The sequence below is a fragment of the Pedobacter sp. GW821-FHT01D05 genome (assembly GCF_059422505.1).
Map to the genome: position 1 here is coordinate 1 of NZ_JBWKXA010000011.1, position 12,012 is coordinate 12,012.

A 12,012-nucleotide genomic window follows, 5' to 3' on the forward strand; every position below is an offset into this window, starting at 1 on the left:
AAGCTAAGAAAAACTCCAAAAAAAGAGTTTTTCTTAAAATAAATTTGCAATTGTGGTAAACCTAGAATACGACCGGAACGCAGTGTAGCGGAGAGATCTACCTCGAGACAGATTTCTCCATTTCGTTGCACTTCAGTCGAAATGACGGTATTGCGGGCGGATTTGTAATCCGCACGAGCCTATAAGTTTATCGTCTCACCAATTTCTGGTAACAATAAGGTTTTGTTTTCGCGTTTAAATTTATCTAACGCAGCCTGGGTATCAATTTCGATTACTGGAAAGGTATTGTAGTGTACGCCAATTACATTATCACAGTCGAAATATTTCGTTGCAACTAGTGCATCATCCACATCCATGGTGTAATTTCCACCGATTGGCAGGATGGCGTAATCCAGGTTGTAAATATCAGCTAAAACTTTCATCTCGATGGTTAAACCTGTATCGCCTGCAAAGTAAATCTGTTTGCCGTCTACTTCAAGTACGAAGCCTGCAGGGTTCCCTCCATAACTTCCATCTGGTAAACCAGATGAGTGTGTTGCAGATACCATACGTACAGTTCCCCAATCGAAAGTAAATTTGCCAAAATTCATTCCATGTACTTTTTCTACACCTTGTTTGCTTGCCCAATCTACCACCTCCGGCATGGCGATAACGGTGGCCTGGGTTTGCTTTGCTAGTGCTACCAGATCGGCAACATGATCGCCATGCCCATGGCTAACCAGTATATAATCAGCCTCAATGGCTTTAATATCTATATTTTTAGCTAACGGATTGTGTGATATAAACGGATCGAACAGTAGTTTTTTCCCGGCTGCTTCTAACAGGAAGCAAGATTGGCCGTAATAAGTGTATTTCATAATAATAGTATCAAGATTTGATTCTCAAGTAGCAAGATCGATTCTTCTTAGGATAAACAGTTAAGTTAACTAATGGTTTTATTGCCCAAACATACCGCCTAAGCCTCCAAGCATATCCTGTGCTGATGCCTGCATTTCGGCGGCACTAACCTGTTCGGCACTTGCCATAGCTTTATTAATAGCGGTTAATAAAAGTTCTTCTAATTCTTCCTTATCGGCATTTTTCAAAAACTCCTCATCAATGGAAATTCCGGTGATGGTCTTATTTGCTGTAGCAGTGATTTTTATTGCACCATTTTCAACTTCGCCAAATACCGAAATCGTATCCAGGCGTTTTTTAATTTCCTCGGCCTTTTGTTGAGCCGCAAATAATTTATCAAACATAACGTTGTAATTTTTATAATAAAACTAGATTCTGCCTAAAATCGTATTGGCTTCATCAAGAAACCGCTCAATTCTTTTAGTACCTGTAAAGTGTTTAAGGTTTAAGGTGGTGGTTTTGTTTTTGGCTGGCAGTAAAATTTCTGCCCTAACTTCGGTACCTGAATAAATAAGATTGGTTGTTTTGCGGATCACCTGAAAACGGATCAGGTCATCAAAAGGATATTCTTTCTTAAAACGGCCAGCAAAAGTAGAACGGATAATTTTTCTTTGGCTTTTATCAAAACGGATATTGGAGGTTGCTGCAAAAAGAAGTGCTAAGCCGATCACTGCTGGAAAATAGGTGAGGAGTATTTTTTGAATAGAACCTTCGTTTGCCAAAAAATCTGGACTAAACAATATCGCAACGGTAGCACCGATCAAAATTAATCCGACAATAAAACTTCCTATCTTATTATCCCGCAACAGGTAAATCCCTCCTTCTTCTTTAAAAAACCGAAAATCGTAAATGGTCTGTTTGGGAATTACAGGTGCATTGGCGAAAACAAGTTCATCAATTTTTGGCAGTACCTCCTGCTGAAAAGCGATCAGATTGACATCGGTGGCTTTGCTATATCCGGAAGAAACGAGTAAGCCTCTGCCATGCCTGTTACTTTTTTTAAATAGTTTATAATTGAAACCGCTTCCAAGTATTTCGTATGGTTCTACTGAAGCGATATCATCAAAAGGAATTGATCCCGTTGGCAAAAACGCAATTCTTTTATATAAAATCCTGCTGTTTCCATCAAAAACAACCTTCGTTTCGGCCATTAAAATCAGCAGTAAGGGGATTAATAATAGGAAGCTATAATATCCAAAAGTAAGGCCAGCCGAATAGCCCTGTACCGATCTCGATAAAAAGAAAATAAAGGCCCCAATCAGAACAAAAAAAATAACGCCAACTATCCTTAAATTTCTTTTAGGATAGATGGTTAATGTACCCGGTCCGATAATCCATTTTGTTTTTGCCATAAATTTAATCTTCGTCGCTTCCCGGCAAACTTCCATTGCCATGGTAAGCCCCTTTACGGATAACCGGCATATTGAAATGTTTATACAGTTCATCAAGATGCATCAAACTTCCATTAGTAAGATTGCCTAAAAATATAATTACGATGTTTTTGTCTAAATCTCGCACATAAATATGGCGGAAACCATGCCACCAACCTGTGTGATAAACTACTTTGTCCATCTTTTCGCCGTCGAACATCCTCCAGCCATATCCATAGTTAAAATGACCGTTTATTGGCTTATTGCGACCTACATACGCCGAATCGAGACTCTTTTTGGTCAATAATCTTCCGTTTTTCAAGTATTTATCAAATAATACCAGATCGTGTACCGTGCTATAAATGCCTTTATCCCCAACCGGACCATCTAAAAAATTCTGTGCAACAGAATATCGAAAACTATTGCGGTCGTGACCAACCACATCAACCGGAATTTTTTCATACTCAGTGGTGCTATACACATGCGTGTGCTTTAAGCCAGCTGGTTTAAACACATGCTCCATCATATATTGCGAGTAACGTTGTCCGGTTACCTTTTCTATAATGGCACCCAAAACCATAAAGTTTGAGTTGTTATAGTGAAAACGGTTATCGGGTTTAGTATATGGGTTGGGTTTACGCTCGGCAATAACATTCATCACTTCCTGATTGGTTACGCCTTTTTTCATGTTGCGTTTTTCCTTGCGCCAGATATCGTCAATGAAGTAAACATAGTTCATCATACCGCTGCGGTGAGAAAGCAACAACTTCACAGTTATACCCTCATATGGGAAATTAGGATAGAATTTTTTTACATTATCGTTTAACGAAAGTTTTCCGGCTTCTACCAATTGCATAATGGCTGTACCGGTAAAGGTTTTCGTAATTGAAGCCAACTCAAATTCTGAGTTGATGGTTAAACTATCCCGATGGAGGTAATCTGCCCATCCAACAGCTTTTTCGTAAAGAATTTTTCCATCTTTGGCTACCAGCATATTCCCGTTGAAATTGAATTTCCGGTGTAGGTTATCTACAAAATCAGCAATCCATTTATCACCTTTTTGTGGATTATAAACCAGTAAGAGGCTATCAGCTTTGTCGTCGTCTTTGGTGCGGATTTTTTTTTCAGCGGCCTTTTTCTCTTCAGATTTTTTGCTTGAACATGCGGTTAGTAAAGTTACAGAGAGGGCTAATGCTGAGCATATATATCGAAAATTCATTTATATTAAGGATAGTGTATTTAAAACCCGAAAATTAAAGAATTTTAGACGGTTAAAACGAAAGAGTTTTACACATTTTCGCAATTTTGATTGTACCAGCATTCAAATAAGTGACCTTTACTCCCATAAACGGGGTCGCTGTCTGGGTTTTTCACTTTAGCTATGGTTTCGTCTGCTTCAGGGCGCTCCTCAGCTTTGCCATATTTCATGTCATAATCTGAGCCATTTGGGTACGCACCAACAACGGTGAAGTCGTCGGTTGAGTTCAGCTTTTTATGTGCTACGCCTGCGGGGATTATAATCACATCGCCTTTATCCAGTTCAATACAAACACCATGCTCGCCTCCAAACTGTACATCAGCCTTACCACAAAATACGCCCATAACTTCGTGTGTATTGCTGTGATAGTGGTGGTAATCAAAAATACCATCAACCCAGGCATTGGTATACCCGTTCTGTGCGAAAACTTTCTTAATTACTTCTTCGGTATCATCAGGATGCAACCTAAATGTACCTTTGTAGATCATTAACGGTAAATTGGGATTATTCGGAAAATTGCCATTCTCCTCTATTTTATGCGCAACCAAGTAAGCTTCTTGTATCAATTTTTCTTTGTCCATGATTTTGGGGTGTTTTAATAGTTAACAAAGTAATGGGCAAAGGGTTTCGAGATTTAATGAATTCGGCGGTTAGATTTCCGCAGATTATTTACATAGTCGTCATCTCGACTGGAGCATCGCGGAATGGAGAGATCTATCTAGACAGATTTCTCGGCTGCGTTGCTCTTCGCTCGAAATGACGACTTCTTGAATAACGATACACAATACGAATAGATCTACTTCTGGCTTTCGGCCCAGGTATCCATCTTCGCTTCGAAAACAGATAATGGGAACGATCCATCTTTTAAAACTGCAGTATGAAAAGCGGATAATTTAAATTTCGGGCCTAATTCTTTTTCATATTTTGTTCTCAATTCCCTTATTTTCATTGCACCTGTTTTATAGCCTAAAGCTTGTGCAGGTATGCCCATATAACGTTCAATTTCTGCTGTTGCACCTTCAGTGCTGATGGCTTCATTGTCTGTCATGTATTTTATGGCCTCTTCTCTGCTCATATTTTTGGTATGAATAGCCACATCAACCACTAAACGGATGGCCCTGTGCATTTCATCGCCCAAAGCGCCCATGTGTTGGTAAGGATCTTGGTATAGGCCTAGTTCTTTACCCAACGATTCACAATATAATGCCCAGCCTTCTACATAAGCATTGTGCCCTCCAAAACGGCGGAAATTAGGGAGTGATTTATTTTCTTGGGTTAAAGAAATCTGATAATGGTGACCTGGAATTGCTTCATGAAGAAAAAGAGACTCCATGCCTGAGGTAGTGTTAAATGTTTTGGCATCTAAAATTGGCACATAAAAGATTCCGGGGCGCGATCCGTCTGCTGAACCCTGATTGTACTCAGCACTTGCCGATGCGGCCCTGAATGCTTCAGTTTGGCGGATTTCGAAAGGTGTTTTAGGTTCAACATCAAACATTTTTTTCAAATTGGGTTTCATGCGCTGGTGGATGTTCTCAAATGCAGCTAAAACTTCTTTTGGTGTTTTATAAGGCATGAATTTTTTATCTGTTTTCATGTATTCGAAAAAAGCCTTCAAATCACCCTTAAAGCCAACTAAGTTTTTGATGCTATCCATTTGGCCTTTAATCCTGGCAACTTCTTTTAAGCCCGTTTGATAAATCTCTTCAGGCGTTTTGTTGGTGGTAGTTTGTTGTTTAACCAGATAAGTGTACCAGGCCAAACCACCTGGCATGGCAGAATAGCCTGAAGTAGTTCTTGTTTTTGGCAGGTATTCATTCTGCAGATAATCGCCCAATTTTTTATAGGTAGGGATAATTACTTTGGTGATCGAATTGCGGTAGGCCTCTGTTAACTTTTGTTTATCTGCTGCAGAAAAACTTGCTGGCATTAATTTGATAGGCCCATAAAACAAACTTTCTTCAGGTGTGGCCACAACCATACTCTGCATTTGAGGGATCATTTTAATCACCAATGCTTTTGGTAATACAATACCGGCGGCAGCACCTTTTTTAAAATTGCCAATAGCGGTATCGGCCCATACCGAAAATGCATCAATACGTTTTAACCAATCTTCATAATTTTTTACTGTTTTAAAAGGCTGGATGCCGGTACCAGAGCCAAATTGACCAATGGTTAAAGGCAAAGCAAACATCTGGTTAAACGGCAGGTATTCGAAATGATATTTAAGCCCTTCGATATTGATATCCAACTGATCTTTTAAATAATCGAAAGATAATTTGTCGTTTGCACTTAGGCTTTCTCTGTCATATTTGCTCAGGCTATCTAAATAACGTTCGTTATAGCTTTTAAATTCTTTTATATAGGCTTGCGACCCATCATTGGCTAAAAGGTCGTTATAACGCTCGTCGCCAATATAAGTGGCGTTAATGGGGTTCAGTTTTAATCCCTCCTGATAGTATTGTTCGCACATGGCAGCAAAAGCTTTGTTTTCGGTAGCATTGTCTGAACTGCCTTTTTGTTTACAGGCAGCAAACGCCGTAATACAGGCAGCAAAAAGAAATATCTTCTTCATTTATTTTGGGTTAAGGTTCTAATCAAAAATAGCAAATTATTAGCCATTTAAGTGTAGCCCTTCTTAACGCAAAAAAGCCATCCCTTTTATAAGGATGGCTTTTAATATATAATCAGTATTAAACTGAAAACTGCGAATTGCTAACTGATTATGCTAATAACCTGATTGGCTCTTCTAATAAACCTTTTAGGGTTTGTAAGAACTGTGCTCCGGTTGCACCATCAACCACACGGTGATCGCAACCTAAAGTCAATTTCATTACGTTACCAGGAACAACGGCACCGTTTTTAACAACTGGAACTTGCTGTATAGCACCTACTGATAAAATTGCACCATCAGGAGAGTTGATAATTGAAGTAAACTCATCAATACCAAACATACCTAAGTTAGATACGGTGAAAGTAGAACCTTCCCAATCTGCCGGTTGTAATTTTTTAGCTTTTGCTTTACCACCAAAATCTTTTACTTCTGCAGAGATATGTGATAAAGATTTGCCATCAGCGAAACGCACTACCGGTACCAATAAACCGTCTTCAACAGCCATTGCTACACCGATGTTAGTATGTTCGTTAAATCTGATTTTATCGCCACCCCACGATGAGTTAACAGCCGGGTGTTTTTTCAATGCAACGGCAACCGCTTTAATTACGATATCGTTGAAAGAAACCTTAACCGGAGCAACTGCGTTGATTGCCGTACGGGCAGCCATTGCATTGTCCATATCAATGCTGATGGTTAAGTAGAAGTGTGGAGCAGTAAATAAACTTTCTGCCAAACGTTTTGCAATTACTTTACGCATCTGCGAAACCGGAGCTTCAGTAAATTTAACTTCGCCAACATATTGAGGGATAACTGGTGCTGGTGCGGCAGCTTTCTCGGCAGCAGGAGCTGATGCAGCTTCTGCTTTTGCTGGCGCTGCAGTTGGTTTGAAGTTTTCGATATCTTTTTTAATGATACGACCCCCTTCTGCGCTACCTGCAACCTGTGCTAAATCGATCCCTTTATCTTTAGCAATTTTCTTAGCTAAAGGAGATGCTTTAACACGGCTATCTGAAGAGCTTTCTGCAACTGGAGCAGATGCACTTGCATCAGCGCTTGTAACTTGTTTTTCTTCTTTAGGTGCTTCTGCAGTTTCGGCTTTTGGAGCCGGAGCTGAACCGCCTGCTAAAATTCCGCTTACATCGGTTCCTTCCGGACCAACAATGGCGATAATTCCGTTTACCTTAGCAGCCTGGCCTTTTTCTACACCAATGTGTAATAAAGTTCCTGTTGCGTAACCCATTACTTCCATAGTAGCCTTATCGGTTTCTACATCAGCAAGAACATCATCATCTTTTACTTTATCGCCAACTTTTTTATGCCATTCAGCAATTACGCCTTCAGTCATGGTATCGCTTAGCAAAGGCATGCGGATAACCGTAACACCTTTTGCTGCTAATTCTTCTTCGCTTAAGCCACCGCCTTGAGCAGGTGCAGCTTCTTCTTTTTTCTCTTCAGCCTTTGGTGCTTCAGCACTTTCTGCTTTTGGAGCTTCGGCGCCTTTTTCAGCCTCTAATGCTGCTTTATAATCTTCGCCTTCTTTACCAATAACGGCCATGATGGCATCAACAGGAACAGCTGTTCCTTCTTCTACACCTACGTATAAAAGCGTACCATCCCAATAAGATTCCATATCCATTGTTGCTTTGTCAGTTTCTACTTCTGCCAAAACATCGCCGCTTTTCACTTTATCGCCCACTTTTTTATGCCACTTTGCCAAAACCCCTTCGGTCATGGTGTCGCTCATTTTGGGCATTTTAATTACATCAGCCATTATATCTAATTAATTGAAATCTTATTAATATTAGTCCATTACGTAAGGGTAGTCCTGTTGCATATATACATCTTTGTATAATTCAGATGCATCAGGCCAAGGAGATTCTTCAGCAAATTTTACTGCCTGATCTACAATTGCTTTTACTTTAGCTTCTACTTCTTCAATCCAGGCTTGATCTGCATACTTTTCTTTAAGAATTGTTTCTCTTGCATGTTCAACCGGATCTTTTGCTTTATAATCTTCTAATTCTTCTTTGGTACGGTATTTTGCCGGATCTGACATGGAGTGACCGCGGTAACGGTAAGTTCTCATTTCTAAGAAAGTAGGTCCTTCACCTTTACGTGCACGTTGGATCGCTTCGTCCATTGCATTGTGAACAGCAACCGGATCCATACCATCAACCGGAGCACATGGCATATCAAAACCTAAACCTATTTTATAAATATCGGTCATGTTGGTTGTGCGTTGTACTGAGGTACCCATTGCATAACCGTTGTTTTCGCAAACAAAAATAACAGGCAATTTCCAGAGCATGGCCATGTTAAAAGTTTCGTTTAATGCACCCTGGCGCACAGCACCATCGCCCATATAACAAATGTTAACATTGTCAGTTCCTTTATATTTTTCTGCAAAAGCAACGCCAGCACCTAAAGGAATCTGACCACCAACAATTGCATGACCACCGTAGAAGTTATGCTCTTTGCTGAACATGTGCATTGAACCACCTTTACCTTTAGAGCAACCTGTAGCTTTACCGTACATTTCTGCCATAATACTATCAGCACTAACTCCTAAAGCTAAGGCATGAGCATGATCACGGTATGTTGTAATCATTGAATCACCTTTTTGCATTGCAGATATTGCACCTGCAACTACAGCTTCTTGTCCAATGTATAAATGACAAAAGCCACGTATTTTTTGTTGTCCGTATAACTGGCCAGTTTTTTCTTCGAATTTGCGCATAAGCAACATCGACTCGAACCACTTTAACCAGGTATCTTTATTTATTTCTACTGCACTCATTTTAGGGTATTTGTTTTTTGCGACAGCAAATCTAATTTTTTTATTGTAATTTTTGGCACTTTTTAGTGTAAAAACATCATAGTATTAGGGTTGTAATCAGATTTAACAGTTGTTTTACAATTAAATATAAACCCTGGCTGCCGATATCGATTTAACAGCGATTTCTTATAATTAAATCAACACCCTTTATCATAATATGGAATCAATTTATTCTGAAATTTAATTCTGTATATATGCTTATTCCCGTAATTTAAAATAAAATTGTATTATTCCTGTTTAGCGTACTGAAGTACATCGTTTTTTTTTAAAAAAAGATGATTTTTAGGTTAAGTTTATGAACAAAAATGATGAGCAAAAAACAAAAATGTTAATAACTTTCGTTTTTTAACGTCTAACATTTGGATAACATTTGTATAATTAATACTTTTGGTAACCAACAATAAGCCCATGTGGTGTACGTTAATGTGTAAGTGAATACCCAAACATAACTGTATAACATGATTAAAAAATTTTTGTTTTCTACTCTAATTGCTATTTGCACGCTCTCAGCCGCATTTGCGCAAACAAAAACAAAAGAATCTGGTAAAGAATTAAATGATCCCGACAACCTTGCATCGCAGTATTTTTCGCAGGTTATGGGTGTTGCGGTAGATGCAACTTCGAATTTAAAACTGTACAAGTTTATTTACGAATGGATCGGAACGCCTTATAGTTATGGTGGAAACACCAAAAGAGGGATCGATTGTTCGGCTTTCACTAAAGCGATTTACGATAAAGTTTTCAACACCACCATCAGAAGAAATTCGCGCGATATTTTTAGCATGGTAGATCCATTGTCTAAAGAAGATTTAAAAGAGGGCGATTTAGTTTTCTTCAAGATTAAAAGCAGAAGTATTTCACATGTTGGTATTTACCTGGGCGATAACAGATTTGCACATGCATCAAGTTCTCGTGGTGTAGTAATCAGCAACCTGAACGAGCCTTATTATAGCCGTTATTTTTACAAAGGCGGTCGGGTTTTAGAATCGTTTAAGAAAGAATTTACAGTAGAATAAACCAGTATACAGTTGGCAATTTTCAGTTGACAGTTATAAATTAAAAATATACGATCCTCCTAAAGAAATTTTGGAGGATTTTTTTATTATTTAGCATTTTTAATAATTAGATAGAGGCTGAAATAAATTCAGCATGACGATTGCTGTAAACCATAAAATCGAGAATGAAGTTTTTCAACACCTTAATCCTTTCCTTTATTGCAATAGTTATTTTAATTAGCTGCACGAGCAATAATGCACAGACTGCCGCGCCTGTAGCCAAGCGGGATACAGTGATCAGAAAAATAAAAGATACCATATCCATTACTGCTGTAGGCGATATTATGCTCGGCTCCGCTTTTCCATCTAAAACCAATCTCCCTCCTGATGATGCTATAAATAGCTTCCAGGCAGTTGATCGTTTATTAAAAGGAGATATTGTTTTTGGAAACTTAGAGGGCTGTTTCCTCAACTCAGGCAATTCGAACAAATGTAATGGCATTAACCCGAATAACTGTTACGCTTTTAGAATGCCGGAGCGTTATGCGGGGATATATAAGGATGCAGGATTTAATGTTTTAAGCATCGCCAATAACCATGTTGGGGATTTTGATGCCAGGGGTAGAAAAAATACGGCAAGGATTTTAGATTCGCTGCAGATCCATTATGCGGGGCAGGTAAACAAACCTTTTGAAATTTTTGAAAAAGATAGTATAAAGTACGCGTTCTGTGCCTTTGCTCCAAACGAGAATACGGTGTCGATTAATAAAATTGACAGTGCGAAGGCTTTGGTTGCCCGTTTAAAATTGATGGCCGATATTGTGATTGTTTCTTTTCATGGGGGTGGCGAAGGCGCGAGGTTTGAACATGTTCCCCGTAAGAACGAGATTTTTTATAAAGAGAACAGAGGTAATGTTTATGCCTTTGCACATGGGGTTATTGATGCCGGTGCCGATGTAGTGCTGGGGCATGGCCCGCATGTAACCAGAGCCGTTGAGGTGTATAAAAACAAATTCATCGCTTACAGTTTGGGTAATTTCTGCACCTATGGTATGTTCAGTTTAAAAGGCAATAACGGTATTGCGCCCTTGCTTCAGCTAAAAATAAATGCGAAGGGCGATTTTCTATATGCCGATATTGTATCAGTTAAACAGGATAAGGTTAACCGTTTAACCCTGGATGAAAATCATGGTGCCTTTAAACGGATTAAAGAATTGACAGATATTGATTTTATTGGCCATCAGTTGAAATTCACTGATAACAGGATCAGTTTAAAAGATTAATTTTCTGCGACATCAATCTCAATTTATTTCAGAATATTTGTTGTATGAAACCATCATGATTTTTCAAACCACATAGTGGGATGAATAAATAGCTCAAGCCTTCTTGAACACCGTTACAACATTTACATTAGTGAAAAATCTGATAGCTTCATCACCTTTAAAAACAAACCGAGCTTTTGCGGGCTCATTAACTAAGCGAAGCGTTCTCTTGAACACCATTGAGAAAATAAATGCAAGTGAAAAATGCCATTGAAAACAATGAGCAATAAATTAATAATTATATAACGATGAAAAAAGGATTAATACTTCATTATATTATAGGTATTGCAGCTGCAATTTTAGTACTGGCAGCAGCATACTACATCAACCAAAATCCAGAGAACCTATTGTCTGCAGGAATTATTATCCTGGCAGGCTGTTTGGTTGCTTTTAGCCAGTACCAGATCATCAAACACAAAAAGAAACAATAGCATGGTTGCTGTTATGCAAACATGCTATTAAAGCCGGATCTAACATGGTTTTGCCATCTGTATAGTGACCGTTTGTTGTTAAAGTTAGAATAAACCTGGTTAGCTCTCGTCCTTCGTATTCTTTACCAGGCCAATTCCCGAAACAAAGAATATAAGTCCGATGATGCCATAAACCATTAATCCCCTTGTATTTTCGCTGTGGCTTACAAAACCATAGCCAGCGTATATTAAACCAATTATACCAAGTACGGTTAAGATGGTTCCAAAAGTGCGTTTTACATTCATA

General features: G+C 38.8%; 12 protein-coding genes. 3 read left to right on the forward strand and 9 right to left on the reverse strand.

What is annotated here, in order from left to right; translation table 11 throughout:
* Nucleotides 1-179: 179 nt before the first annotated feature.
* The 8 genes from AC07VK_RS24300 to pdhA all read right to left on the reverse strand — a co-directional run bounded on the left by AC07VK_RS24300 (nt 180) and on the right by pdhA (nt 8,939).
* On the reverse strand, nt 180-857 hold the full coding sequence (locus AC07VK_RS24300; RefSeq protein WP_492963858.1) for a metal-dependent hydrolase: 678 nt from the start codon (nt 855-857) through the stop codon (nt 180-182).
* 78 nt (nt 858-935) lie between these two features.
* The gene (locus AC07VK_RS24305) at nt 936-1,241 is read right to left on the reverse strand and encodes a YbaB/EbfC family nucleoid-associated protein (protein WP_492963860.1); all 306 of its coding nucleotides are present in this window, start codon (nt 1,239-1,241) and stop codon (nt 936-938) included.
* A gap of 24 nt (nt 1,242-1,265) precedes the next feature.
* Nucleotides 1,266-2,249, reverse strand: coding sequence for a hypothetical protein (locus tag AC07VK_RS24310; protein WP_492963862.1), 984 nt, complete (start codon nt 2,247-2,249; stop codon nt 1,266-1,268).
* Nucleotides 2,250-2,253: 4 nt separating this feature from the next.
* On the reverse strand, nt 2,254-3,486 hold the full coding sequence (locus AC07VK_RS24315; RefSeq protein ID WP_029274967.1) for a serine hydrolase domain-containing protein: 1,233 nt from the start codon (nt 3,484-3,486) through the stop codon (nt 2,254-2,256).
* A gap of 68 nt (nt 3,487-3,554) precedes the next feature.
* On the reverse strand, nt 3,555-4,106 hold the full coding sequence (locus tag AC07VK_RS24320) for a cupin domain-containing protein (RefSeq protein ID WP_492963864.1): 552 nt from the start codon (nt 4,104-4,106) through the stop codon (nt 3,555-3,557).
* A gap of 215 nt (nt 4,107-4,321) precedes the next feature.
* Nucleotides 4,322-6,100 (reverse strand): DUF885 domain-containing protein, encoded by a 1,779-nt coding sequence (locus AC07VK_RS24325; protein WP_492963866.1) that lies wholly within the window; start codon nt 6,098-6,100, stop codon nt 4,322-4,324.
* Nucleotides 6,101-6,248: 148 nt separating this feature from the next.
* On the reverse strand, nt 6,249-7,913 hold the full coding sequence (locus AC07VK_RS24330; protein ID WP_492963868.1) for a dihydrolipoyl dehydrogenase family protein: 1,665 nt from the start codon (nt 7,911-7,913) through the stop codon (nt 6,249-6,251).
* 30 nt (nt 7,914-7,943) lie between these two features.
* On the reverse strand, nt 7,944-8,939 hold the full coding sequence (gene pdhA, locus AC07VK_RS24335; RefSeq protein ID WP_029274973.1) for a pyruvate dehydrogenase (acetyl-transferring) E1 component subunit alpha: 996 nt from the start codon (nt 8,937-8,939) through the stop codon (nt 7,944-7,946).
* Between the two features lie 497 nt (nt 8,940-9,436).
* Here pdhA and AC07VK_RS24340 point away from each other — a divergent pair, with 497 nt between their 5' ends.
* The 3 genes from AC07VK_RS24340 to AC07VK_RS24350 all read left to right on the forward strand — a co-directional run bounded on the left by AC07VK_RS24340 (nt 9,437) and on the right by AC07VK_RS24350 (nt 11,726).
* A complete protein-coding gene (locus AC07VK_RS24340) occupies nt 9,437-9,994 on the forward strand; it encodes a C40 family peptidase (RefSeq protein ID WP_029274974.1) in 558 nt (185 codons plus the stop codon).
* A 164-nt stretch (nt 9,995-10,158) separates the two neighbouring features.
* Nucleotides 10,159-11,256: a CapA family protein gene (locus AC07VK_RS24345; protein WP_492963870.1), complete on the forward strand. Its 1,098-nt coding sequence runs from the start codon at nt 10,159-10,161 to the stop codon at nt 11,254-11,256.
* 287 nt (nt 11,257-11,543) lie between these two features.
* Nucleotides 11,544-11,726, forward strand: coding sequence for a hypothetical protein (locus tag AC07VK_RS24350; RefSeq protein WP_131029493.1), 183 nt, complete (start codon nt 11,544-11,546; stop codon nt 11,724-11,726).
* 99 nt (nt 11,727-11,825) lie between these two features.
* On the opposite strand, the gene AC07VK_RS24355 is transcribed toward AC07VK_RS24350, so the two are convergent.
* Nucleotides 11,826-12,011, reverse strand: coding sequence for a hypothetical protein (locus AC07VK_RS24355; protein WP_029274977.1), 186 nt, complete (start codon nt 12,009-12,011; stop codon nt 11,826-11,828).
* Nucleotide 12,012 lies beyond the last annotated feature (1 nt).